Source organism: Salinicola sp. JS01 (assembly GCF_030284585.1).
In the GTDB taxonomy this organism is placed as follows: Bacteria; Pseudomonadota; Gammaproteobacteria; order Pseudomonadales; family Halomonadaceae; genus Salinicola.
The window spans coordinates 4,302,965-4,325,759 of sequence record NZ_CP127244.1; the positions used below are offsets into that span (position 1 = coordinate 4,302,965).

The following is a 22,795-nucleotide window of genomic DNA, read 5'->3' on the forward strand; positions in this document are numbered from 1 at the left end:
TAGTCTTTATTGCTATGATGACTATGAACCAATGAGTTGCTCCCAAGTGGAGCATGTTTGCTCACAGTATGCGCAAGGCAGGCCTGAGCGGAGCTTGTAAAAACGTATCAAGGCGAAAGTCAGGGTGTCGAAGCATGAGCATTGAATCTTATTGGCTTTATGTCATGGTGTGTCTGGCCGCAACCGCTACACCCGGCCCGGCGGTACTGCTCATCATGACCAATAGCATCAGGTTCGGACTCGGTTCCGCACTCGTTGGCGTTTTGGGGAATGTGTCTTGCCTGCTGGCTCTGTGTCTGATTTCGGCGTTTGGGATTGGTCGCTTTCTCATTCAATTTCCAATCCTCTTTAAAGGCATCGAGATTCTGGGTGCCTTGTTCTTGCTCTATATTGGATTCAAGAATCTGTTGTATAAAAGCGCCTTGCCCGGTTTGTCCGGACAAGATGGCGCCACAGAAGCTTCATACAACGGTTTGGTGTCAAAGCGACATTTATATGCTGAGGCATTGATGGTCGCGGCGAGCAACCCGAAAGCGTTGATTTTTGTTTTCGCCTTGTTTCCACAGTTCATTGATGTGAACTCGGCAAGTGTGATGGATTTTTTGATATTAACGGTAACGTTGATTGCTTTCTCTTTCCTGTTCTTGTCGATGTATGCTTATCTGGCTCACAAGGTTCATGGAAGGTTTCTTTCCCAAAATAGCGTGTCATGGATCTATCGGGCGAGTGGGGCGATTTTTATATTGGCCTCCATGGGGCTGCTGCTCAACTCCAATTATTCTTGAGTTTTTTCGCCGGGCTCCTGGCCAGACGTTATATGAAAACTATCCGCGCCCGGCAATACGGCATTAAAAACCGGCGAGAGCGCCGCTTGGCCCGCTTCCGCCGGTTTTTGTCTTGGCTGCGCGCCCCGGTCTCGCTTTCGCTTGCCGGTTTTTCAGACAGAGCTCAAGCGTTGAGCGCCTCGGCGACGGCATCGAGCCGCCCCGGCACCAGGGCGTCATCCAGCGCGCTGATCCGCAGTATATTCCCCAGGGCCGGATGCGCCGGGCGGTGGATCAGCGTGCCCTCGTCGAGCAGACGGCGGTGCACGGCCGCGGCGCGTTCGGCGCTGTCGAGGCGCACGGCCACGAAGTTGGTGGCGCTGGGCAGCACCTCGGCGTCCTGCGCTGCGAGCCAGCTTGAAAGGGCCTCGCGCCGCTGGATGACCGCGGCGACATGGGCGCGGGTCTCCTCCGGGTTTGCCAGCAGGGTTTCGGCCGCGGCCAGCGCCAGCGACGAAACCGCGTAGTGAATCCTCACTTTCATCATGACGGCCAGGGTCTCGGGCGGGGCGATGGCGTAGCCGACGCGCAGCCCGGCCAGCCCGTGGGCCTTGGAGAAGGTGCGCAGGCGAATCACCCCCGGCCACACCGCGCTCGCCGCCGGCGCCCAGGCGTCGTCGCGGAAGTCGTGGTAGGCCTCGTCGAGCACCAGCGTGCAGTCGTCGGGCAGAGCGTCGCGCAGGGCCAGCACGTCGGCATCGCGGTGGAGATGGCCGCTGGGATTGTCAGGGTTAGCCAGATAGACCACCCGCGCGCCTTCGCGCACCGCCGCTGCCGCCAGGGCGTCGAGATCCGGCGCCAGGTGGCCGTTGGCGCTGGCGTAGTCGACCTCGATCTCGCGGCCGCCGTGGCCGCGCACGAAGTAGCTCCAGGTCGGATAGGTGCCGGCGCTGGTGATCACCGGGCTACCGGTGTCGCATGTTCCTGGATCACATAGCGCGCGCAGTGCCAGCGCCATCAGGCTGTCGGCACCGGCGTCCACCAGCAGGGCGTCGTGGGGCAGGTCGAGGGCCTGGCTCAGGTGCGCGCGCAGTGACCACGCCTCGGCGTCGCCGTAGGTGCGCGCCAGGGCCGCGAGCTCAGGGCCGAAACGCGCGCCGAGCGCCCGGTGCGGCATGTCGAGCCCCTCATTGGAGCCGATACGGTGCGGTAGCGCATGGCCGAGCCGGCGCTCCAGCGCGGGCAGCCCGGGAAAGGGGTTGTGCGGTCCATCCTGGGTGTCGAGGTGGCGGGCAAAGCGTGACATGGGCTCTCGATCCGGCTGCAAATGAAAGGGGGAAGACGGTTCAGGGCGCGCCGCGGGACCCGGGCAGGGCATCGAGATCGAGTGCACCGCTGGCCTGCCACTGCCAGTGCTCGGATGGCGTGGCGACGTGGGTCAGGTCGAAGCGTAGCCGGTAGGGCTGCAGGGTGCGGTCGCTCAGGACCAGCGGCGGCGCATCGGCGCTCAGGCTGGCCTGCAGCAGCCACTGGTCTGGAGTGGCGCCGTCGAGCTGCGCCGGAACCCAATCGAGCACGTGAGGAGAGTCCGGCTGGCTCAGCAGGGCGCGCCCCAGGGCCTCGTTGAGCGCCGCGGCCGAGATCGGCAGGCGCGCGGCGACCTCCGCCGGACCCAGCAGCACGGTGATCTTCGGTGTCTGCGCGACGGGCCACGGCGGTTGCTTCAGCAGCCCCGTGGCGGCGCTCGCTGCCAGGCCCCGCAGCGCCTGGCGCGGCGTCTCGGGGGCGCTCGAGAGCCCGCTGCAGGCGCTCAGCAGCGTCATCAGGCCGAGCCCGACGAGGGCTCTGAGCGCCCGGCGGCTCACGGCGTCGTTTCCGGGGGCTGTTGCGGCGGCGGCGCTTGAGTCGCTGCCGGCGTGCCGGGGGCAGCGAGAAAGCGGTCGAGCTGGTCGAACAGGGTGTCGCGGATGGTGGCCGACTCGTTGACCAGATGGTGGCGCGCTTCCGGGTGGCGCACGATCTCGGCACGCGGAAACTTGCGCTTGAGCGCCTTGAGATTCCAGCGCCAGTCGACCGTCATGTCCTGCTCGCCCTGCAGAATCAGCACCGGCAGCTCGGCCGGTGGGCGCTTGAGCAGGGTCGGCATCCAGCGGCGCATGGCACTGACCCAGGTCAGGGCCAGGCGATCGTCCTGCAGCGGGTCGTGCAGGCGCAGAAAATCGGCGAAGGCGATATTGTTGGTGTTGGGGCGGTACTTGCGCGGAATGGTGTCGACGAACGGGCTGGCCAGGCTGTGCAGCCAGCGCGACTGATTCCAGCCCCACGGGCGCACCAGCGGCGCCAGCAGCACCAGCGCCTGCCATGGCGCCTCGCTGCCACGGCTCAGGGTGTCGGTGGCGACGATCGAGGCGCCGGTGCTCTGGCCGGCCGCCAGCCAGGGCCCCGGCGCCAGCTCGTGCGCCTGCATCGCGGCCTCGACGGCATTGAAGCAGAGCACGTAGTCGGTGAAGTCGTCGATGGTCGAGCGTGCGCCGCTGGAGAGGCCATGGCCGGGCAGATCCCACAGTACCACCTGCCACTGCTGCGCCAGCAGTCGCGCGAGCAGATGGCCGTAGAGGCCCAGATGGTCGAAGTAGCCGTGCACCACGAACAGGGTGCCGCGCGGGGCCGGGGGCGCCCATACCTGGCACCACAGGTCGAAGGTCTTGCCGGCGTCGCCCGCCGCGCTCAGGAAGCCGGCGTGGAGCTGGGTGCCGGGATGGGCGTCGAGCAGTGGTGTCAGATGGTAGTGGTCCAGGTAGGCGGCGAGTGGCGAGGTGCCGGGCGACGCGATACGGTGGATGGGACCGAGGGCCTTCAATGGCGAAAAGTCGAGCATGCGCGAGTCTCCTGAGACCTCTCATGCTAACCGCCAGTGGCCTGTGAAACCATGACGGAGGTTGCCTGACGCCGGCGGTATGGTGCCGGAGGCGATGAGGTGGACCAAGGTCGAACGAGACATCGCCGGCAGCGCGCTCTATCATGGGGAAACGATTTATGTGGAAATGATTTCCATAAATGATTTGCATGGATTGTTTTCCGGGGCGCCGCCCGTGCGGCGTCCGTCTCTTCTGACGCCGGGCCGCGGCCCGCACTGGAGGCTAGTATGACGCAGCGTGTTTCTCACCACCGTCTGCAGGTGGCGACCGAGCTCGAGCGCTTTCTCGAACAGGAAGCGCTGCCCGGCACCGGGATCGACCCCGACACCTTCTGGCGCGGTTTCGATGCGCTAATTCACGAGCTGGCGCCGCGCAACCGCGAACTGCTCGCCGAGCGCGACCGGCTGCAGGCGGAGCTCGACCGCTGGCACGCCGAGCATCCGGGTGAAATCCGTGACATGGCCGCCTACCGCCAGTTCCTCTCCGATATCGGCTATCTGGTCGAGGCGCCGGCCAGTGTGACCGCGAGCACCACCAACGTCGATGCCGAGATTGCGCGTCAGGCCGGCCCGCAGCTGGTGGTCCCGGTGAGCAACGCGCGTTATGCGCTCAACGCGGCCAATGCGCGCTGGGGTAGCCTGTATGACGCGCTCTACGGCACCGACGTCATCGCCGAGAGCGATGGCGCTGAGAAGGGCAAGGGCTACAACCCCAAGCGCGGTGAGAAGGTGATCGCCTACGCGCGCAACGTGCTCGACATGGCGGCGCCGCTGGCCACCGGCTCGCACCGTGATGCCACGCGCTACCTGATCCGCGACGGCAGGCTGACGGTCGCCCTGGAAGGCGGGCGCGAGACCGGGCTCCAGCACCCCAGCCAGTTCGTCGGCTATCGCGGCGAGGCCAGCGCGCCCGAAGCGGTGCTGCTCTCGAACCACGGCCTGCATCTGGAGATCCAGATCGACTCGAGCCACGCCATCGGCAAGACCGACCCGGCCGGGGTCAAGGACCTGCTGGTCGAGGCCGCGGTGACCACGATCATGGATTGCGAGGACTCGGTCGCTGCGGTCGATGCCGAGGACAAGACGCTGGTCTATCGCAACTGGCTGGGCCTGATGAAAGGCGATCTCGAAGAGCGCTTCGACAAGGGTGGCAAGACGGTCACCCGCCGCCTCGCCGAGGATCGCGAGTACATCCAGCCCGACGGCGGCAGCTTGACCCTGCCGGGGCGTTCGCTGATGTTCGTGCGTAATGTCGGCCATCTGATGACCACGCCGGCGATTCTCGACGGCGACGGCAACGAGATCCCCGAGGGCATGCTCGATGCGGTGGTCACCGCGCTGATCGCCATGCACGATCTGGCGCGTGACGGCGGCAACTCGCGCGCCGGCTCGGTCTATATCGTCAAGCCGAAGATGCACGGTCCTAAGGAGGTCGCCTTCGCCGACGAGCTGTTCGCCCGCGTCGAGACGCTGCTGGGGCTGTCCGAGCACACCCTCAAGATGGGCATCATGGACGAGGAGCGGCGCACCTCGGTCAACCTCAAGGCGTGTATCGAGGCCGCCAAGGCGCGAGTCGCCTTCATCAACACCGGCTTCCTCGACCGCACCGGCGACGAGATGCACACGGCGATGAACGCCGGGCCGATGCTGCGCAAGGGCGACATGAAGGGCAGCCGCTGGATCGCCGCCTACGAGCGCAGCAACGTCCAGGTCGGGCTGGCCTGTGGCCTGCGCGGGCGTGCCCAGATCGGCAAGGGCATGTGGGCGATGCCGGACCTGATGGCGGCGATGCTGGAGCAGAAGAGCGGGCACCCCAAGGCCGGTGCCAATACCGCCTGGGTGCCGTCGCCCACCGCCGCGGTGCTGCACGCGCTGCACTACCACCAGATCGATGTCGCCGCGATCCAGCGCGAGCTCGAGGAGCAGGGCGAGAGCGATCTGCTCGACGACCTGCTGACGGTCCCGGTGGACCCCAAGGCGGCGTGGAGCGCCGAGGAGATCCAGCAGGAGCTCGACAACAACTGCCAGGGCATCCTCGGCTACGTGGTGCGCTGGGTCGAGCACGGCGTGGGCTGCTCCAAGGTGCCGGACATTCACGACGTGGGCCTGATGGAGGATCGCGCCACCCTGCGTATCTCCAGCCAGCACATCGCCAACTGGCTGCACCACGGTATCGTCGACGAGGCCCAGGTACGCGCGACGCTGGAGCGCATGGCCAAGGTGGTCGACGAGCAGAACGCGCATGACCCGGATTACACGCCGATGTCCTCGCACCTGGCCGACTCCAGTGCCTTCCAGGCGGCCTCCGAGCTGATCTTCAAGGGGCGCGAGCAGCCCTCCGGCTACACCGAGCCGCTGCTGCATCACTGGCGCGCGGTGGACAAGGCCAAGGGCTGATAGCGCATTGCCAAACGCCTGTATGGGCGTCGGGGGCACGGCGAAGCGAGGGTCCTTTGCCAGAGATGGCAAAGGTAGCGCCCAGGGATGGGTTCACAGCGCCCTCGCAACGCCTTGCCACCGAGTAAGCCCATCCCGGCCACCGGTGTGAAAGAAACACTAGGTAAAGGCGGTAACCGCCCGATCTCGACGCCAGCGACCTCCGGTCGCTGGCGTTGGCGTGTTTGGGGGGCGAGTGTGGGGCAGCGAGTGTGAGGCGGCGCTACGCTCACGATGTTCGTCGGAATGATCTTAGGGACGTGCAGAGCGCCCCGCTGTGCCTGATGCGCGGCTTGCGCTATCTTGGGCGCAACGTTCTCGAGCGTCCTGTGCCTGGGCATGAGGTCCGGCGTGCCGAGAACCGCTGCCGGGGAGAGTTCGATGACCGTGATGACCGCCGCCGAGATCGAGGACTACCTCGACGACGTCTTTCCACATCGCCAGGGGACCATCGAAGCGGTCGACCACATGCGCGCCACCATGAGCCTGGCGATCGAGGACGAACACCTGCGCCCCGGCGCCAGCGTCTCGGGACCATCGATGATGGGGCTGGCCGATGTCTGCCTCTACGTGGCGATCCTGGCCGAGATCGGCCCCGAGGCGATGGCCGTGACCAGCAGCCTCAACTGCCACTTTCTGCGCCGCGCCCGCGGTGACCGCGACCTGATCGCCAACGCGCGCATCCTCAAGCTGGGCCGGCGTCTGGCGGTGGGGGAGGTGCAGCTCTTCTCCACCGGCGACAACGACCCGGTGGCGCTGGTCACCGCGACCTATGTGCTGCCCGACCGCGACGATTGACGCCACCGGCTGCCATCACGCCGATGGGCGTTGACGCCAGGCAGCGATCGCCAGCATCACCCAGCCCGCCATCAGCAACAGCCCGCCGAAGGGCGTGACGATACCCAGGGCGGTGATACCGCTCAGGGTGAGCAGATAGAGCGAGCCGCTGAACAGCACCATGCCCGCGAACCACAGCGCGATGGCTGCCAGCTGCCCGCGCAGCGGTTGCTGCGCGCGCCACGCCAGCAGCGCCATGATCGCCAGGGTGTGCCAGGCCTGATAGCGCACCGCGGTATGGAACACCTCGAGATAGCGCGGCGTGAGGCGGTCGGCCAGGGCGTGGGCGCCGAAGGCGCCGGCGACCACCACCAGCAGGCCGCTGATGGCCACGCCGACCCAGGCGGGACGTGCGGCGCTACACTTTTGGGGCATGTTGCGTTTTCCTTGCGCTGACTATGCTGTAAGGCGCGCCCGCACTGTCGGGCCGCCTGGCAACCTGGACCGGTGACGCGTATCCAGAGCACGCGTTCGGGTGTCGGGGCGTTTTCTGCGGAGTTCGTGCGTGTTGCGCACAGCTTCGAGGAGCGGTCCTGCACACCGCGCGACGCGTGCCGCGATTTGACGCTCGTCAGTCTAGCGCGTAAAAAGCCGCTTCGGCAGCCGTCTGGGACGGCTCGGGTCACCGCTTTCCACCAAGGATCTCCGAAATGGAATTCATCGACACGCTCCGTGACGCGATTTACGCGATCATGAACCCGATCAGCAATTTCGTCTGGACCTATATCCTGCTCTACCTGCTGTTGGGGGCGGGTATCCTGTTTACCGTGTTGACCCGGGGCATGCAGTTCCGCCTGTTCGCGCACATGGCGAGGGTCACCTTCACCAGCCGCGGCTCCGGCTCCGGCGTCAGCGGCTTCCAGGCTTTCGCCACATCGCTGGCCGCCCGGGTCGGTACCGGCAACCTGGCCGGCGTGGCGATCGCGCTCTGGGTCGGTGGCCCCGGGGCGATCTTCTGGATGTGGATGACCGCGCTGGTGGGCTTCGCCACCTCGTTCATCGAGTCGACCCTGGCTCAGGTCTACAAGCAGCGTAACGCCGATGGCGTCTACCGCGGCGGGCCGGCCTACTATATCGAGCGCGCGCTGGGCCAGCGCTGGATGAGCGTGCTGTTCGCGATCTTCCTGCTCATCGCCTATGGCCTGGCGTTCAACGGCGCCCAGTCCAATACCATCGCCCAGGGCATGGCGCAGGCGTTCTCGATCCCCAACTGGATCACCGGCGTGGTGCTGGTCGCGTTCACCGCGCTGGTCATCTACGGCGGGCTCAAGTCGGTGGCGCGTACCGCCGAGAAGATCGTGCCGATCATGGCCATCGGTTACTTCCTGGTGGCGCTGTGGGTGCTGCTCTCCAACCTCTCCGAAGTGCCGGCGATGCTGGCGCTGATCGTCAAGAGCGCGTTCGGCTACGGCCCGGCGGTGGGCGGTGCGGTGGGCTACACCATCAAGATCGCGATGGAGAACGGCATCAAGCGCGGGCTGTTCTCCAACGAGGCGGGCATGGGCTCGGCGCCCAACGCCGCCGCCCAGGCCGACGTCAAGCACCCTGCGGCGCAGGGGCTGGTACAGTCGTTCGGGGTGTTCATCGATACCCTGGTGATCTGCAGCTGCACCGCGGTGGTGATTCTGCTCTCCGGGGTCTACGAGCAGCTGATGACCACCTCGCCGGGCAAGGATATCGTGGGTATCCAGCTGACCCAGGATGCCATGGTCGATCACCTCGGCAGCTTCGGCGAGATCTTCATCGCCATCGCCATCCTGCTGTTCGCCTTCACCTCGATCATCGCCAACTTCTCCTACTCGCAGATCAACATCGAGTATCTGTTCAAGCGTCACGCCAAGGCGGCCGTATCGGTGCTGCGTATCGCCGTGCTGGCGATGGTGATGATCGGCTCGATCGCCAAGCTGCAATTCGTGTGGGACTTCGCCGACCTCGCCATGGGGCTGATGGCGACCACCAACCTGATCGCCATCCTGCTGCTGTGCCCGATCGCCCTGCGTGTGCTGCGCGACTACGAGACCCAGCGGCGCCAGGGCGTGCGCGAGCCGACCTTCGATCCCAAGGGCGTGCTCAAGCGTCCCGAGCAGGTCGAGGCCGACGTCTGGCCGCGCCGCGACGACTGAGGTGCGCTACGTAAGTTGGCAAGCCGGCCCCCAGGGGCCGGCTTTTTTTGTGCGCCTGACGGCCGCGGCGCGGCGGGCGAAGTGCGGGTGCAGACGTGCCGTGTTCGGCGCAAGACGCTACAATACGCCCCCACGACTGGAGACCTCTGGAGCGTCGTCATGCAGATCCAGCTCAACGGTGAACCCCACCAGCTCGATCACGACCCCACGCTCGCGCGCCTGGTCGAGGCGCTGGGCCTGGGCGGGCGCCGTGTCGCCATCGAGCTCAACGAAGAGATCGTGCCACGCAGCCAGCATGCGCAGACCGCGCTTGCCGAGGGCGACCGCGTGGAGATCGTGCATGCCATCGGTGGCGGCTGAGCGCCGTCACGCCTATCAGGAGTCACGCATGTCGCAGCTGATCGAGGACACCCCGCTGACGGTCGCCGGCCGTCGCTTCCACTCCCGCCTGCTGGTGGGCACGGGCAAGTATCGCGACTTCGACGAGACCGCGGCCGCGGTCGCGGCCAGCGGGGCCGACGTGGTCACCTTCGCCGTGCGGCGCACCAATCTGGGCCAGGATGCGGCCGCGCCCAACCTGCTCGACGTGATCTCGCCCGAGCGCTATACCCTGCTGCCCAATACCGCCGGCTGCTATACCGCCAAGGATGCGGTGCGCACCTGCCGTCTGGCGCGGGAGCTGCTCGATGGCCACAACCTGGTCAAGCTCGAGGTGCTAGGCGACGAGCACACCCTCTATCCCAACGTGGTCGAGACCCTGGCCGCCGCCGAAACGCTGGTCAACGACGGCTTCGATGTCATGGTCTACACCAGCGACGACCCGATCGTGGCCAAGGAGCTCGAGCGCCGCGGCTGCTGTGCGGTGATGCCGCTGGGCTCGCTGATCGGCTCCGGCAACGGTCTGCTCAACCCGGCCACGCTGCGCCTGATTCTCGAGCAGGCCGAGGTGCCAGTGCTGGTGGATGCCGGTATCGGTACCGCCTCCGACGCCGCCCTGGCGATGGAAATGGGCTGCGCCGGGGTGCTGATGAACTCCGCCATCGCCCATGCTCGCCACCCGGTGATGATGGCTGGCGCCATGCGCAAGGCGATCGAAGCCGGGCGCGAGGCGTTTCTCGCCGAGCGCATGCCGCGCCGCGACAGCGCCAGCCCGTCATCGCCGTTCGCCGGGCGCATCAACCCCTGACCTGCCTGTGCCCGCCGCCTCGGCGGTGGGTCTCTTTCACCCACCAAGACGATAGCCACGCCGCATGACCGACAAGCCGACGGACCCCACCGAGACCGCCACCGACACCCCGCATCAGCGCGGCATCAAGAGCTATGTGCTGCGCGCCGGGCGCATGACCGCCGCCCAGGAGCGCGGCCTCAAGGAGGTCTGGCCGCGCTGGGGGCTGACCCTGGAAGACGGGCTGCAGGACCCGGTGACGCTGTTCGGACGTGACGCCCCGCGGGTGGTCGAGATCGGCTTCGGCATGGGGCAGTCGCTGGTCGAGCAGGCCGAGACCCACCCGGAGACCGACTTCATCGGTATCGAAGTGCATGCGCCGGGTGTCGGCAAGCTGCTCGACGAAGCCGATAAGCGTGGCCTGACCAACCTGCGCGTCTATCGCGAGGATGCCCTGGCGGTGCTGGCCCAGTGCCTGCCGGCGGAGAGCATCGACACCCTGCAGCTGTTCTTCCCCGATCCCTGGCCGAAGAAGAAGCACCACAAGCGGCGGATCGTGCAACTGCCGTTCGTCGAGCTGGTGCGAACCCGGCTCAAGCCCGGCGGCACCCTGCACATGGCCACCGACTGGGAAGCCTACGCCGAGCACATGGCCGAGGTGATGGCGGCGGCGCCGGGCTATACCAACACTGCCCCCGCGGAGAGCGCACCTTATGTGGCGCGTCCCGCCTTCCGCCCGCTGACCAAGTTCGAGAGCCGCGGCGAGCGTCTGGGTCATGGGGTCTGGGATCTGATCTTTCGTCGCGATTGACCCTGGCTCAGGCGCACTCGCCGCCGCCGGGACGCCGCGGATAGTGCGCCGCGCCGCGGGTGTGGCGGCCGCGGCGCTGGGCGAGCAGAGCCAGGGCCACCCCGGCCAGGGCCAGCGCCATGCCGCCGAGTTGCAGCGGCGCCACGTGCTCGCCGAACATCCCTGCACTCCACGCCAGGGTCACCGGCGGCGTCAGATAGATGGCGCTGGAGACCGCGTTGACGCCGAGACGCCGCAGGCAGACGGTGAAGAAGCCGTAGCCGCCGAAGCTCGACAGTAGCACCAGCCAGCCCAGCGTCTGCCAGGTCAGCAGCGCGCTGCCGGGCAGCGCCAGGCCGCCGGCGCCCGCCGCGGCCACACCGAAGATCAGCGCTGCCGCGCTCAACTGCGCGGTGAGCGATGCCGCCAGCCCCAGTCCCGACGGGCGCCGGGCGGCGAGAACGCTGCCAAGGGTCACGCTGATCACCGCCAGCAGTGGCAGCGCATAGGCCCAGCCGCCAGCGCCGCCTGCTCCCTGCCAGTCCCCCGCGATGCACAGCACCACGCCGCTGCCGGCCACGCCGAGGCCGAGCCAGGCCGCCGCCGGTAGCTGCTCGCGCAGCCACAGCGTGGCGATCGCCGCCGCCAGCAGCGGCTGCTGGGCGGTGATCAGCGCGGTGACGCTGGCGCTGACGCCCTCACCGATGGCGAGCACCACGCACAGCAGATAGCCGCCCATGGTGAGGGCACCGACCGCCATCTCGCGCAGCCAGGCCGACAGCGCCACTGGCCGCCGATCGAGCAGTCGCCACCACAGCGCGGCCAGCGCGGCGGCGATGACGAAGCGCCAGGCGAACAGGTCCAGCGCGTTCAAGGGGGCGCGGCTGGCCAGTTCGCTACCGATGAAGCCGGAACTCCAGCAGAGCACGAAGCCGCTCATCAGGACTGCGTTCAGTGTCGCGTGGCGCATGCCGACGCCTCCTCTCGTCGCGTGGTGACTGTCTCGGGCTGACTGCCTCGGGCTGACTGTCTCGGGCTGACTGTCTCGGGGCACCCGTGTCGGGGTGCTGCGGCTTGAGTCTGGACGCCATGCAGGCTTCAATGAATCGAATAAAAATCGATAAGGGTTCAATATGTTTGAAGTCGGATCGACCCTCGATCTGGAGCTGCTGCGCACCTTTCAGGTGGTCGCCCAGAGCGGCTCGCTGGCGGCCACCGCCGAGGTGCGCCACCGCACGCTGAGCGCCATCAGCATGCAGATGAAGCGGCTGGAGACCGAGCTCGACGTGCGCCTGCTGGAGCGCGGCCCGCGCGGCGTGACCCTGACCGCCAGCGGCGAGCTGCTGCTGCGCGAGGCGCAGGCGCTGCTGCGGGCACACGACACCCTGGTCAGCCGCTTCAGTCGCGAGCGTCTGAGCGGGCGCGTGCGTCTGGGTATCCCCGAGGACTATGCGCGCGAGCTGCTCGACGACACCCTGCCGCAGTTCATGGCGCGCCATCCGGGCATCCTGCTCGATGTCACCACCGACACCAGCGGCCGGCTGGCGCGGGGGCTGCGGGCGCGACGTCTGGACCTGGCGGTGGTGCTCGACCACGCCGCCGGGCTGGAGGGCGGCGAGCCCCTGTGGTACCCCACCCCGGTGTGGGCAGGGCCGGCCCAGGGCGCGCTGCACCAGGAGGAGATCGTGCCGCTGGCGGTGCACCCGGCGGAGTGCCCCTACCGCCAGCTGGCGGCCGATGCCCTCGATGCGGCGCAGCGGCCGTGGCGGGCAATCTTCACCAGCACCAGCATCCACGCGGTGGAGAAAGCGATCGAGACCGGCATGGCGATCGGAGTGCTCGACCGCGAACGGGTGACCGGCGCCATGCGCGCGCTGGGTGAGAGCGACGGCCTGCCGCCACTGCGGCGCTGCGAGGCGCGGCTGCACTTCGCCCGCGCTATCGATGACGCCTCCCAGCCCGCGGTGGAAGCGCTGGCGGAGCTGCTGCGTCAGCGCCTGAGCGGGCGTGGGCCGTGGCAGTGGGATGCACTGAGCGCGCGGAGCCCCAGCTAGGCACTGCGTGACGCGTTGACTTGTCGGACCGTGCCCGGCGCTGTCACATCGTAGAGCGCGTATCAGTAGACGCTGCGCAGAGATGGCGAGCACAAAAAAAGCCGCCCTGGGCAGGGCGGCGCGAAGGACCGTGACTAGCTTGATGAGGAGATAACCATGGCAGGAACCTGACATTCCTGACGTTGGTCAGTGGCGTTTGGCGACGCCACAAGTCAAAGGTAATCATTCTCATTTGGGATTGCAAGCGAAACGAGAATCTTTTTTATTTAGGCGCTCAGCCGACCCCGAGCAGTGGCAGCAGCAGCGGTAGTGAGAGCATCGCCAGCAGCGTCTGGCCGGTGATGATCGCGGCCATCAGTTCGGCGTCGCCGCCCAGCTGGCGCGCCAGGATATAGGCGGAGGTCGCCGTCGGCAGCGCGGCGAACAGCAGCACCACATCGCGCTCGATGCCGGAGAGACCGGCCAGCGCGGCAAGGGCGGCCACCGTCAGCGGTGTGACGATCAGCTTCAGCGCGCTCGAGGTCCAGAACGCCCGTCCGCCGCGCCACAGCGCCTGCGGGCGCAGCGCCACGCCTACCGCGACCAGCCCCAGCGGCAGCGCCGCACGCCCGAGCAGCTCCACCGCGGGCGCGCTCCAGCCGGGCAGACCGATGCCGCTCAGGTTGAGCGCGATCCCCAGCAGGCAGGCCAGGATCAGCGGATTGCGCGCCAGCGCCAGGGCGCTGCGCCCCAGACTGGCGCGGCCCAGGGTGCCGCTGGCGATGAATGCCAGCACGCAGAGCAGGTTGGCGGTGGGCACCATCAGCGCCACCGCGACTGCCGCCACGGTGGTGCCGGCACTGCCATGCAGAGCGGCGGCGCCGGCCACCCCGACATAGGTGTTGAAGCGCACCACGCCCTGGAAGGTGGAGGTGAAGGCGGCAGCATCCAGCGCCAGGCGCCGGCGCGCCAGCCATACCGCCAGTGCCAGCGCCAGCATCCCGCCGAGCAGCGCCACGCCCAGGCGCAGCACCGGCACCCGGGCGACATCGGCATCGGCCAGGGTCGCCACCAGCATGGCGGGGAACAGCAGGTAGTAGATCAGGCGTTCTAGCTGGGGCCAGAAATCGGCGCCGGGAAAACGTGCCCAACCCAGGCCGGCACCGAGTAGAATCAGAAGGAAAAGCGGGCCGAGTGCCCCTGCGATATCGCTCATCTAGCGTCCTGAGTGTGGTTGTCGTCACGCCGCCTCGAACGCCCATGGTAGCGATCCCTTGTCTCTGCCGGGAGCCCCGTCACGTCCATGGCTGTCTACGACGAAGATACCGCACGGCCACGCATGCTCACGCTGCTGATCGGCGTCACCCTGGCGACCATCGTCGTCGCCCTGTGGTATTTGCTCGACTACTATCTGCGCGAGTCCGATAGCGAGATCACCTGGTACCCGCCGGAGCACGGCTGCGTGCTGCTCGACGGTGGCTGCCAGGCGGGGCTGGGTCTCGATTCCGGGCTGACCTACTCACTCAACGAAGCACCCGAGCGCGGCGACCTGCGCTTCGAGGTCGATGTCTACGGGCTGGCGGCCAAGCAGGTCTACGTGGAGTTCATCGGGCGCCACATGAACATCCGCTCCCAGCGCTTCAATCTGACGCGGATGCCGGGGGAGCGCGAGCGTTTCGTTGGCTACGGCGATCTGGGGCTGTGCAGCGGCTACGTGGAGGCGTGGCGGGCCCAGGTGGTGGTGGTCAGCGACCACGGCCTCAAGGGCAGCTGGTTCGATTTCGACAGCGCCGGGCTGGCCGATGCGCTGTCGCGGCGCGAGGCCAAGCGCAGTGCCAGTGAGAAGGACTGCTTATGGACGCAGACGCCGGCCTGATGGCCGGCGTCTAAAGGGGTAGGGCGGGGGGAGAGCGGCTTAGTTGCCGTCGCTGCTCGTCTTGGCGTCGCTGCCTTTGGCCGCCTTGTCGCCCTTGGCATCACCCTGGTCGGGGTTGATGCCGAGCAGCTCGACCTTGAACTGCAGCGCCTGGTTGGGGCCGATCGGGCCGCCGGTGCCGGCTGCACCGTAGGCCAGGTCGGAGGGCACGGTGATCAGCCAGGTGTCACCGACGTGCATCATCTTGAGCGCTTCCTGCCAGCCCGGGATGACCTGGCCGACCTTGAACGAGATCGGCTCGCCGCGCTTGTAGGAGCTGTCGAACACGGTGCCGTCGGGGAGTTTGCCTTCGTAGTTGACCTTGACCGTGTCGTCGTCGCTGGGCGAGGCGCCGTCACCGGACTTCAGCACCTGGTACTGCAGGCCCGAGTCGGTGGTCTTCACACCCTTCTTCTTGGCGTTGGCGGCGAGAAAGGCTTCGCTCTCCTTGCGGTTGGCGTCGGCGACCTTCTTCTGCTCGGCCTTCTGCTCAGCGATCTTCTGCTGCTGGTACTGGGTCAGTGCTTTGCTGATCTCATCGTCGCTCATCTGCAGCTTGTGATCGCCGTAGACGTCACGAATCGCCGCGGCGAAGGCGTCGACATCCAGATTCTTGACGTCCTGCGACAGACCCTGGCCCAGGGTGGCACCGATGCTGTAGCTCAGCTTGGCCTGGTCGCTGTCGAGGTCGACCTTGTCCTGGGCGAAAGCCGCCAGCGGCAGCGTCATCATGCTGCCGATCGCGACGGCGGTTACCAAACGTTTCATGCAGTCTCCTTGGGGAGTCGGGGTTGAAGCCGATGCTGGCTCGGGGTGAAAACGCCTCAGGCATCGGTGTGGCGCTGCTGTTGGGACTCTAACAGCTGGGATTTGGTTCCGCATCCGGCGCGGCGGCCAGCCACAGGGTCAGCAGTGGCTGTAACGTGGCGTAAGCCGGTGACGTCGTGCCGAGGCCCGTGGTCGGTTGCGCTGCTGCCCGCGTCGGCGTGGCCCAGGCGGCGCACAGCGCCAGGGCCGCGGCGAGCGGGTCGTAGGGCGCGGGCAGTGTGCTCGATGCGGCGCGGCGGCTCGGCAGCTCGGCCAGGCGGATAAGCGTCTCGCGCTCCGCCAGCAGCTCCGCCTGCCGCAGGCGCTGGCGCAGCTCGCTTAGACGCGGGCGGGTCTCGAGCGCGGCCTTGAGTTCACGCCGCCGCTGGCGCAGCGGCCGGGTCATCGTCTCCTGCCAGTGGCGTATCTCGGCCAGCCCTTGGGTGGCGTCGGGGGCGGGTTCACGGCCGTGTTCGGCGAGCCAGGCGAGCCACAGCAGCTCGCACACGTCATAGCCGTGGTCGTCCTGCAGGCTCAGACAGCGCGCCTGGGCGCCGGGGCGGGCGTAGCGCGCCAGGGCGAAATCCCACAGGTCGTCCGCGGCGTCGGCGGTGGTCATCGGCACTCCGTGTCGGCGGCGTTGGCTGATAGAATGAGCGCCCATTCGATGCGCTCTGGAGCCCGGCATGATTGCATTCCGCCAACTCGCCCTGCAACGCGGCACGCGCCGGCTGATCGAAGGTGCCGACCTGATGCTGCACGAGGGTCACAAGGTGGGCATCGTCGGCGCCAACGGTGCCGGCAAGTCGAGCCTGTTCGCGCTGATCCTCGGCGAGCTCGGCGCCGACGCAGGTAGCGTCGAGATCGCCGGCGGCAAGCGTATCGCCCACATGGCGCAGGAGGTCTCGGCGATCGAGCGCGCTCTGGTCGAGTTCGTGCTCGACGGCGATGTCGCCCTGCGCCAGGCAGAGCAGGCGCTGGCGGCGGCCCAGGCCGCGGGCGAGCATGACCGCGAGGCGGCGCTGCACGGCCAGATTGAGGCGCTCGACGGCTACACCGCGCGGGCCCGGGCCGAACAGCTGCTGGCCGGGCTGGGTTTCGCCCAGCGCGATCTCTACCGCCCGTTGGCGGATTTTTCCGGCGGCTGGCGCATGCGCGTGGGGCTGGCGCGGACCCTGTTCACGCCGTCGGAGATCCTGCTGCTCGACGAGCCCACCAACCACCTCGATCTGGATGCGCTGCTGTGGCTGGAGCAGTGGCTCACCCGCTATCCCGGCACCCTGATGCTGATCTCCCACGACCGTGACTTCCTGGATGCGGTGTGCGATCACATCCTGCATATCGATCAGGCGCGGCTGACCCTCTATCGCGGCAACTACAGCGCCTTCGAGCGCGCCCGCGCCGAACGCCAGGCCCAACAGCAGGCCGAGTTCGAGAAGCAGCAGGCGCGCCGCGCCGAGATCGAGCGCTTCGTCGAGCGCTTCCGGGCCAAGGCGACCAAGGCGCGCCAGGCCCAGAGCCGGCTCAAGATGCTCGAGCGCATGGAAACCATTGCCGCGGCGCGGGCCGACTCGCCGTTCCGCTTCGAGCTGCCCTGCGCCGACAAGATCTCCAGCCCGCTGCTGTCGCTGGATCGCGCCGATCTCGGCTATCCCGAGGCGCGCATTCTCGAAGGCGTCAACGTCTCGATCCTGCCGGGGGAACGGATCGGGCTGCTCGGCCCCAACGGCGCCGGCAAGTCGACCCTGATCAAGACCCTGATCGGCGAGCTTTCGCCCCAGGCGGGCGCGCGGGTACCCGGGGAGAATCTGGTGGTGGGCTATTTCGCCCAGCATCAGTTGGAGCATCTCGACCTCGGCGCCACGCCCTTCACCCACGTGCAGCGTCTCTCGCCCACCGCCAGCGACCAGTCGATCCGTGACTTCCTGGGCGGCTTCGGCTTCCGCGGCGATGACGTCTTCGGCGATGTCTCACGCTTCTCCGGGGGCGAGAAGGCGCGCCTGGCGCTATCGCTGGTGGCGTGGGAGAAGCCCAACCTGCTGCTGCTCGACGAGCCCACCAACCACCTCGATCTGGACATGCGCGAGGCGCTGGCCGAGGCCCTAGCCGCCTACGAGGGCGCGGTGGTGATCGTCTCCCACGACCGCCACCTGCTGCGTGCCAGCGTCGATCTGTTCTGGCGCGTGGTCGACGGCCGGGTGACGCCGTTCGATGGCGATCTCGACGACTATCACCAGTGGCTCAAGGCGCGCGAGAGCGAGCAGCGCCAGGCCGCCCGCGACGAGCGCCGCCCCAGCGACAGCGGCGACCGCAAGGCGGCTCGACGTGCCGCCGCCGAGCTGCGCGAGCAGACCAAGCCGCTGCGCAAGCGCCGCGACGCCGCGGAGAAAGCGCTCGAGCGCGCCCAGGGCGAACTCTCCGCGCTGGAGACCCAACTCGCCGACCCCACGCTCTACGAGGCCGCGCGCAAGGAGGAGCTGACCCGGCTGGTGCGCGAGCAGGGCGAGCTGCAGGGGCGGGTCGAGACGCTCGAGGGCGAGTGGCTGGCGGCGGAGGAGGCGCTGGAGGCACTCGAGGCCGAGCTGCAGACCGCCTCCTGAGGCGCGTCACGAGCTGACCGTCGATGACTGGCGTTGACACCGCGATGACGGGGCTACACTGGAGGGTGGATTCCGCAGCCAGGTAATGACCCATGCCCTACGACAGCCGTGACGATATTCCCGAGAGCGCGCGCAAGGTGCTGCCGCCCCACGCCCGGACCATTTACCAGGAGGCGTTCAACAGCGCCTGGCAGCAGTACAAGAACCCCGAGGATCGGCGCGGCGACAGCTCCCGCGAGGAGGTCGCCCACGCCGTGGCGTGGAAGGCCGTCGAAGCCAAGTACGCCAAGGGCGACGACGGCAAGTGGCATCCCAAGGATTGAGGCTATCTCCCCGGGGCTATCTGCTCGCGGCCATCTCCTTGGGAGCGGGGCTTTTGCCGTAATGTTTGAGCGGTGAGAGGTTCGGCAAGCGCAATAGCTTGCCGTCCGGCTTAGAGGGTGTTTACAAATTCGACGAGCGAAGGCCAGACCGGGGCGCGTAGCTAAGGCGAAATCGGCCGAAAAGAGGACCGGGCTGGCGTTCCAGTTTACGGGGTGTAAATGAGTACTTTACTCGCTCCGCTCGCCCTTCGGGCCGTCCTTCGGACGTTCTGAACTTCGTTCAGTGAGGTCGATTTCAACGCCGTATCGTCGAGCGCAGGCATTTTGTGAAAACCCTCTTACTCGGCGTAGATCATCTTCTTGGTCATCCCCCCATCGACGCTGATGTGCTGCCCGGTGATGAACCCTGCCTTGTCGCTGGCCAGAAAGGCCACGGTGGCAGCCACGTCCTGCGGCTCGCCCACACGTCCCACCGGGTGCTGCGTGCGGTCGATCTCACGGTGCTCGGGCTGGCTGCGCTGCGCCGCCTTCTGCCACGGCCCGGTCTCGATCCAGCCGGGGCAGATCGCATTGACCCGAATCTCCGGCCCCAGGCTGACCGCCAGCGCATGGGTCATCGCCAGCAACCCGCCCTTGGCCGCGGCATAGGATTCGCAGTGGGGCTCGGACTGCAGCGCGCGGGTCGAGGCGATATTGACGATGGCGCCGTGGCGCTGGCGTAGCCCGGAGATGGCGGCGCGGGTACACAGGAAGGCACCGGTCAGGTGGCTCTCCTGCCAGCGGCGCCAGTCGGCCAACGCCAGCGCCTCCAGCGGGCCGCATTCGGGGTCGGCGATCCCGGCATTGTTGACCAGCAGGTCGAAGCCATCGGCCTTGCCGTGCTCCTGCTGCCAGCCGTTGATATGCGCAAACGCCTCCTGCACCTGCAGCTCGTCGCTGACGTCGACCACCATCGCCAGCAGCGGCGCGTCGATGTAGGCCTCGTCGAGTTCGGCGACCGCTTCGGGGTCGCGATCCAGGGCGGCGACGCGCCAGCCCTCCGACAGCAGCAGCTCGACCGTGGCGCGGCCGATACCCTGGGCGCCGCCGGTGATGATGGCGAGCGGTGTGGTCATGTGTTGGCTTCCTCTGCGTGGCGGCCGTGGCCGCATTCCCTGTGGTATTGCGCTATGTGGCAGCGTCGAGATGCTGCCGTGTTATTCGTGTCTGTCTGCGATTCTGTATTCGTGTCTGCATCTGCATCTGCATCTGCATCTGCATCTGCGACTGTCTGCCTGACTGTAGTCGCGGCGGCAGCGCACCGGCGGCCGGGCGTGCCGGCATGGGGTAAACACCCTCTCAGGTCTCCAGCAGAAAGGTGACCGGTCCATCGTTGGTCAGCGACACCTGCATGTCGGCGCCGAACTCGCCGGTGGCGGTTTGCGGCCAGGCGGCACGCGCCTGATCCAGCAGGTAGTCGAACAGCTCGCGCCCCAGCGCCGGCGGCGCGGCGCTGGAGAAGCTCGGCCGCAGCCCCTTGTCGGTGGCCGCTACCAGGGTGAACTGCGACACCAGCAGGAGCCCGCCCTCGGCCTGCTGCAGGTTACGGTTCATGCGTCCCTCGGCGTCGCTGAACACCCGGTAGTGGAGCAGCTTGTGCAGCAGGCGATCGGCGCGGGCACGATCGTCGTCGGCGGCGACGCCGATCAGGGCCAGCAGCCCGTGGTCGATCGCGCCGATGCGCTCGCCGTCGACCGCTACGCTGGCGTGGGTGACGCGTTGAATCAGGGCTCGCATGGTAGGGCGGGGCTCCATCAGAGGTCGCTGAACGAGCCCCAAGCTTAGCACCGCTCGGCGCCCACGGCTGGACGGGGAGTCGACGAGTTCGAACGGCCTCCGGGCGGGGCAAGACACGCTGTTACGTGGCAGACACCGGGCTTTACGCGCTAACCTTGGGTAAGCGCCCCGCATTCGTGGCGCCGTGCTGCGCGCCCCGGCGAGGTCTCCGGAGGACGCCGCCGACGGTGGGCACGAGGGCGGGAGCGCGGGCAACGACTCACCTTGATAATAAGGACAACGTCATGAACTCGACTTCTGCCAAGCGTGACGAGCAGCGTTCTCGTGGTGGGTTTCTCGGGGCCCTGCTGGCGCTGGATCGGCTGCTGGGGCTGCTCGAACGCGTGATGATCGGCGGCTGCATTCTAGCCATGGCGCTGTTGATGAGCGCCCATGTGGTCGGCAACCTGCTGTTCAGCCAGGGCATCGCCGGCACCTACGAGATCACCGAGATGCTGATCGTGGTGATCACCTTCGTCGGCGTGAGCTACGCCGCCCGTCACGCCCGCCATATCAGCATGTCCGCGATCTATGATCAGCTCGAGGGTCGCGCACGCAAGGCGTTGCTGATCGTGATCTCGCTGGGTACTGCGCTGTTGATGTTCTACTTCTGCTTCAAGTCCTTCGAGTACGTGGTGGCGCTGCACGATCGCGGTCGCACCAGCGCGGCGCTGCACATTCCTTTCTGGATGGTCTATACCGCGCTGCCGATCGGCTTCGTGCTGGCGGGTATCCAGTACGTGCTCACCGCGCTGCGCAACATGATCAGCCCCGGCGTGTGGCGCTCGCTCACCGAGCGCGAGGGCTACGACGACAGCGTGCTGGACGACGCGGCCGCCGAACGCGCCGCCGACACCCAGCCGTGAGGGTGGCGGGGCAGGGCCGTATCATCCGACGGCTGACGGCACTAACGAAGACCACGCCAATAACGACAATCGAAGAAGGATGCCTCTCATGCTGATGGGATTGGGCTTGATCATGCTGGTGCTGCTCCTGCTGGGCTTTCCCATGATGGTGCCGCTGGCGGCCGGTACGCTTTACATGATGTTCACCGGCATGACGTTCTTCGGCCCCGACCAGGCGGTCAGCTGGATGATCAGCGGGGTCGGCAGCTGGGTGCTGGCGGCGGTGCCGATGTTCATCTTCGCCGCGGATATCCTGACCAAGGGGCACACCGCCAACCGCCTGCTCGACGTGGTCGATGCCTTTACCCGGCATCTGCGCGGCGGGCTGCCGATCACCACCGCGGCCTCCTGTGCGCTGTTCGGTGCGGTCTCCGGCTCGACCCAGGCGACGGTGGTGGCGATGGGCGGGCCGATGCGTCCGCGCTTGTTGAAAAAGGGCTACTCGGACGACTTCACCCTGGCCTTGATCATCAATGCCAGCGACATCGCGCTGCTGATCCCGCCGAGTATCGGCTTCATCATCTACGGCGTGGCGATGCAGACCTCGATCGGCGATCTGTTCCTCGCCGGCATTCTGCCGGGGCTGTTGATCCTGGTGCTGTTCGCGATCTACTGCTGGATCGACTCGCGGGTCAAGGGGATCGACCCCGAGCCCAAGGCGAGCTGGGGCGAGCGCGCCCGGGCGCTGAAGCGGGTGATCCTGCCCATGGGCTTTCCGCTGCTGGTGGTGGGCGGCATCTACGGTGGCTTCTTCAGCGCGGTCGAGGCGTCGGCGGTGGCGGTGGCCTATGCGCTGCTGCTGGAGGTGGTGATCTATCGCCAGGTGTCGATCCGGGATCTCGGCAGCATCGCTCTCTCCACCGGTTTGATCACCGCGGTGGTGTTCATTCTGGTGGCGATCGGTGCCGCCTTCTCCCAGGCGCTGGCGACCGCCGGGGTGCCGAACCAGATCCTCGGCCCGCTGATCGACTCGATCGGCGACAATCAGTTCCTGGCGCTGTCGCTGATCGCCGCGGCGTTCTTCGTCGGCTGCATGTTCGTCGACCCGATCGTGGTGATCCTGATCCTGGTGCCGATCTTCAAGCCGCTGGTGCAGTCCGCCGGGCTCGATCCGATCCATGTCGGCGTGATCGTCACCCTGCAGGCGGCGATTGGCTCGGCGACGCCGCCCTTCGGCTGCGATATCTTCACCGCCATCGCGGTGTTCCGGCGCCCCTACATCGACGTGATCCGCGGCACGCCGCCGTTCATCGCCATCCTGCTGCTGGCGACGCTGATCCTGATTGCCTTTCCCGAGATATCGCTGCTGCTGCCGTCGCTGGGCGGCGACTAGGCACCCAGAGAGCCAAGGGGGGCGCGCCCGGC

At 67.3% G+C, this 22,795-nt stretch carries 23 protein-coding genes; 13 read left to right on the forward strand and 10 right to left on the reverse strand.

Going from position 1 to position 22,795, the window contains the following annotated elements; all coding sequences use genetic code 11:
• Positions 1–134 precede the first annotated feature (134 nt).
• Positions 135–785: a LysE family translocator gene (locus QO259_RS19635; RefSeq protein ID WP_285951280.1), complete on the forward strand. Its 651-nt coding sequence runs from the start codon at positions 135–137 to the stop codon at positions 783–785.
• 163 nt (positions 786–948) lie between these two features.
• Here QO259_RS19635 and QO259_RS19640 read toward each other — a convergent pair whose 3' ends face one another.
• The 3 genes from QO259_RS19640 to QO259_RS19650 are packed head-to-tail and all read right to left on the reverse strand — an operon-like array spanning position 949 to position 3,642.
• On the reverse strand, positions 949–2,070 hold the full coding sequence (locus tag QO259_RS19640) for an aminotransferase class I/II-fold pyridoxal phosphate-dependent enzyme (protein ID WP_285951281.1): 1,122 nt from the start codon (positions 2,068–2,070) through the stop codon (positions 949–951).
• Positions 2,071–2,110: 40 nt separating this feature from the next.
• Positions 2,111–2,629 (reverse strand): hypothetical protein, encoded by a 519-nt coding sequence (locus QO259_RS19645; RefSeq protein WP_285951282.1) that lies wholly within the window; start codon positions 2,627–2,629, stop codon positions 2,111–2,113.
• Positions 2,626–3,642, reverse strand: coding sequence for an alpha/beta hydrolase (locus QO259_RS19650; RefSeq protein ID WP_207036315.1), 1,017 nt, complete (start codon positions 3,640–3,642; stop codon positions 2,626–2,628). Before QO259_RS19650 ends, QO259_RS19645 begins: the two co-directional genes overlap by 4 nt.
• Positions 3,643–3,909: 267 nt before the next feature.
• Here QO259_RS19650 and QO259_RS19655 point away from each other — a divergent pair, with 267 nt between their 5' ends.
• The gene (locus QO259_RS19655; protein WP_285951283.1) at positions 3,910–6,078 is read left to right on the forward strand and encodes a malate synthase G; all 2,169 of its coding nucleotides are present in this window, start codon (positions 3,910–3,912) and stop codon (positions 6,076–6,078) included.
• Positions 6,079–6,498: 420 nt separating this feature from the next.
• Positions 6,499–6,915, forward strand: a complete 417-nt coding sequence (locus tag QO259_RS19660; protein WP_035476385.1) for a PaaI family thioesterase — start codon at positions 6,499–6,501, stop codon at positions 6,913–6,915.
• A 15-nt stretch (positions 6,916–6,930) separates the two neighbouring features.
• On the opposite strand, the gene QO259_RS19665 is transcribed toward QO259_RS19660, so the two are convergent.
• Positions 6,931–7,329: a DUF423 domain-containing protein gene (locus QO259_RS19665; RefSeq protein WP_035476387.1), complete on the reverse strand. Its 399-nt coding sequence runs from the start codon at positions 7,327–7,329 to the stop codon at positions 6,931–6,933.
• A 275-nt stretch (positions 7,330–7,604) separates the two neighbouring features.
• Here QO259_RS19665 and QO259_RS19670 point away from each other — a divergent pair, with 275 nt between their 5' ends.
• From QO259_RS19670 to trmB, 4 genes are all read left to right on the forward strand, one after another.
• Positions 7,605–9,077 (forward strand): alanine/glycine:cation symporter family protein, encoded by a 1,473-nt coding sequence (locus QO259_RS19670; RefSeq protein WP_035476390.1) that lies wholly within the window; start codon positions 7,605–7,607, stop codon positions 9,075–9,077.
• A 159-nt stretch (positions 9,078–9,236) separates the two neighbouring features.
• Positions 9,237–9,437 (forward strand): sulfur carrier protein ThiS, encoded by a 201-nt coding sequence (thiS, locus tag QO259_RS19675; RefSeq protein ID WP_035476393.1) that lies wholly within the window; start codon positions 9,237–9,239, stop codon positions 9,435–9,437.
• 28 nt (positions 9,438–9,465) lie between these two features.
• Positions 9,466–10,263: a thiazole synthase gene (locus QO259_RS19680; protein WP_207036309.1), complete on the forward strand. Its 798-nt coding sequence runs from the start codon at positions 9,466–9,468 to the stop codon at positions 10,261–10,263.
• Positions 10,264–10,327: 64 nt separating this feature from the next.
• On the forward strand, positions 10,328–11,053 hold the full coding sequence (gene trmB / locus QO259_RS19685) for a tRNA (guanosine(46)-N7)-methyltransferase TrmB (protein ID WP_207036307.1): 726 nt from the start codon (positions 10,328–10,330) through the stop codon (positions 11,051–11,053).
• A gap of 7 nt (positions 11,054–11,060) precedes the next feature.
• Here the strand turns inward: trmB and QO259_RS19690 are convergent, their stop codons facing one another.
• Positions 11,061–12,002 carry a DMT family transporter gene (locus tag QO259_RS19690; protein WP_285951284.1) on the reverse strand — a complete coding sequence of 314 codons (942 nt, stop codon included), beginning with the start codon at positions 12,000–12,002 and terminating at the stop codon, positions 11,061–11,063.
• Positions 12,003–12,165: 163 nt separating this feature from the next.
• Here QO259_RS19690 and QO259_RS19695 point away from each other — a divergent pair, with 163 nt between their 5' ends.
• Positions 12,166–13,086: a LysR family transcriptional regulator gene (locus QO259_RS19695; RefSeq protein WP_285951285.1), complete on the forward strand. Its 921-nt coding sequence runs from the start codon at positions 12,166–12,168 to the stop codon at positions 13,084–13,086.
• Between the two features lie 274 nt (positions 13,087–13,360).
• On the opposite strand, the gene QO259_RS19700 is transcribed toward QO259_RS19695, so the two are convergent.
• On the reverse strand, positions 13,361–14,281 hold the full coding sequence (locus QO259_RS19700) for an AEC family transporter (RefSeq protein ID WP_207036302.1): 921 nt from the start codon (positions 14,279–14,281) through the stop codon (positions 13,361–13,363).
• A gap of 87 nt (positions 14,282–14,368) precedes the next feature.
• On the opposite strand from QO259_RS19700, the gene QO259_RS19705 reads away from it, so the two are divergent.
• On the forward strand, positions 14,369–14,941 hold the full coding sequence (locus tag QO259_RS19705; RefSeq protein ID WP_207036300.1) for a hypothetical protein: 573 nt from the start codon (positions 14,369–14,371) through the stop codon (positions 14,939–14,941).
• Between the two features lie 39 nt (positions 14,942–14,980).
• Here the strand turns inward: QO259_RS19705 and bamJ are convergent, their stop codons facing one another.
• Together bamJ and QO259_RS19715 are read right to left on the reverse strand one after the other, a co-directional pair.
• Positions 14,981–15,748: a BamJ family beta-barrel-assembly machinery protein gene (gene bamJ, locus QO259_RS19710; protein WP_285951286.1), complete on the reverse strand. Its 768-nt coding sequence runs from the start codon at positions 15,746–15,748 to the stop codon at positions 14,981–14,983.
• Positions 15,749–15,836: 88 nt separating this feature from the next.
• On the reverse strand, positions 15,837–16,406 hold the full coding sequence (locus QO259_RS19715; protein WP_285951287.1) for a TIGR02444 family protein: 570 nt from the start codon (positions 16,404–16,406) through the stop codon (positions 15,837–15,839).
• A gap of 67 nt (positions 16,407–16,473) precedes the next feature.
• Between QO259_RS19715 and QO259_RS19720 the strand changes: the two genes are divergently transcribed.
• On the forward strand, positions 16,474–18,387 hold the full coding sequence (locus QO259_RS19720; protein ID WP_285951288.1) for an ATP-binding cassette domain-containing protein: 1,914 nt from the start codon (positions 16,474–16,476) through the stop codon (positions 18,385–18,387).
• A 92-nt stretch (positions 18,388–18,479) separates the two neighbouring features.
• A complete protein-coding gene (gene chaB, locus QO259_RS19725; RefSeq protein ID WP_285951289.1) occupies positions 18,480–18,710 on the forward strand; it encodes a putative cation transport regulator ChaB in 231 nt (76 codons plus the stop codon).
• A 338-nt stretch (positions 18,711–19,048) separates the two neighbouring features.
• On the opposite strand, the gene QO259_RS19730 is transcribed toward chaB, so the two are convergent.
• Both QO259_RS19730 and dtd read right to left on the reverse strand, forming a co-directional pair.
• On the reverse strand, positions 19,049–19,825 hold the full coding sequence (locus tag QO259_RS19730; RefSeq protein ID WP_285951290.1) for an SDR family NAD(P)-dependent oxidoreductase: 777 nt from the start codon (positions 19,823–19,825) through the stop codon (positions 19,049–19,051).
• Between the two features lie 223 nt (positions 19,826–20,048).
• Complete coding sequence (dtd, locus tag QO259_RS19735; protein ID WP_285951291.1) at positions 20,049–20,486, reverse strand: D-aminoacyl-tRNA deacylase; 438 nt, start codon at positions 20,484–20,486, stop codon at positions 20,049–20,051.
• A 284-nt stretch (positions 20,487–20,770) separates the two neighbouring features.
• Here dtd and QO259_RS19740 point away from each other — a divergent pair, with 284 nt between their 5' ends.
• The gene (locus QO259_RS19740) at positions 20,771–21,391 is read left to right on the forward strand and encodes a TRAP transporter small permease (RefSeq protein ID WP_035476118.1); all 621 of its coding nucleotides are present in this window, start codon (positions 20,771–20,773) and stop codon (positions 21,389–21,391) included.
• 88 nt (positions 21,392–21,479) lie between these two features.
• Positions 21,480–22,763 carry a TRAP transporter large permease gene (locus QO259_RS19745; RefSeq protein ID WP_285951292.1) on the forward strand — a complete coding sequence of 428 codons (1,284 nt, stop codon included), beginning with the start codon at positions 21,480–21,482 and terminating at the stop codon, positions 22,761–22,763.
• Positions 22,764–22,795 lie beyond the last annotated feature (32 nt).

Coding starts and splice junctions, on each gene's coding strand:
- QO259_RS19720 (WP_285951288.1), top strand. CDS start 16,474: ATGATTGCATTCCGCCAACTCGCCCTGCAACGCGGCACGCGCCGGCTG.
- QO259_RS19705 (WP_207036300.1), top strand. CDS start 14,369: ATGGCTGTCTACGACGAAGATACCGCACGGCCACGCATGCTCACGCTG.
- QO259_RS19680 (WP_207036309.1), top strand. CDS start 9,466: ATGTCGCAGCTGATCGAGGACACCCCGCTGACGGTCGCCGGCCGTCGC.
- QO259_RS19660 (WP_035476385.1), top strand. CDS start 6,499: ATGACCGTGATGACCGCCGCCGAGATCGAGGACTACCTCGACGACGTC.
- QO259_RS19740 (WP_035476118.1), top strand. CDS start 20,771: ATGAACTCGACTTCTGCCAAGCGTGACGAGCAGCGTTCTCGTGGTGGG.
- thiS (WP_035476393.1), top strand. CDS start 9,237: ATGCAGATCCAGCTCAACGGTGAACCCCACCAGCTCGATCACGACCCC.
- trmB (WP_207036307.1), top strand. CDS start 10,328: ATGACCGACAAGCCGACGGACCCCACCGAGACCGCCACCGACACCCCG.
- chaB (WP_285951289.1), top strand. CDS start 18,480: ATGCCCTACGACAGCCGTGACGATATTCCCGAGAGCGCGCGCAAGGTG.
- QO259_RS19695 (WP_285951285.1), top strand. CDS start 12,166: ATGTTTGAAGTCGGATCGACCCTCGATCTGGAGCTGCTGCGCACCTTT.
- QO259_RS19650 (WP_207036315.1), bottom strand. CDS start 3,642: ATGCTCGACTTTTCGCCATTGAAGGCCCTCGGTCCCATCCACCGTATC.
- QO259_RS19635 (WP_285951280.1), top strand. CDS start 135: ATGAGCATTGAATCTTATTGGCTTTATGTCATGGTGTGTCTGGCCGCA.
- QO259_RS19690 (WP_285951284.1), bottom strand. CDS start 12,002: ATGCGCCACGCGACACTGAACGCAGTCCTGATGAGCGGCTTCGTGCTC.
- QO259_RS19700 (WP_207036302.1), bottom strand. CDS start 14,281: ATGAGCGATATCGCAGGGGCACTCGGCCCGCTTTTCCTTCTGATTCTA.
- QO259_RS19640 (WP_285951281.1), bottom strand. CDS start 2,070: ATGTCACGCTTTGCCCGCCACCTCGACACCCAGGATGGACCGCACAAC.
- bamJ (WP_285951286.1), bottom strand. CDS start 15,748: ATGAAACGTTTGGTAACCGCCGTCGCGATCGGCAGCATGATGACGCTG.
- QO259_RS19655 (WP_285951283.1), top strand. CDS start 3,910: ATGACGCAGCGTGTTTCTCACCACCGTCTGCAGGTGGCGACCGAGCTC.
- QO259_RS19730 (WP_285951290.1), bottom strand. CDS start 19,825: ATGACCACACCGCTCGCCATCATCACCGGCGGCGCCCAGGGTATCGGC.
- QO259_RS19670 (WP_035476390.1), top strand. CDS start 7,605: ATGGAATTCATCGACACGCTCCGTGACGCGATTTACGCGATCATGAAC.
- QO259_RS19745 (WP_285951292.1), top strand. CDS start 21,480: ATGCTGATGGGATTGGGCTTGATCATGCTGGTGCTGCTCCTGCTGGGC.
- QO259_RS19715 (WP_285951287.1), bottom strand. CDS start 16,406: ATGACCACCGCCGACGCCGCGGACGACCTGTGGGATTTCGCCCTGGCG.
- dtd (WP_285951291.1), bottom strand. CDS start 20,486: ATGCGAGCCCTGATTCAACGCGTCACCCACGCCAGCGTAGCGGTCGAC.
- QO259_RS19665 (WP_035476387.1), bottom strand. CDS start 7,329: ATGCCCCAAAAGTGTAGCGCCGCACGTCCCGCCTGGGTCGGCGTGGCC.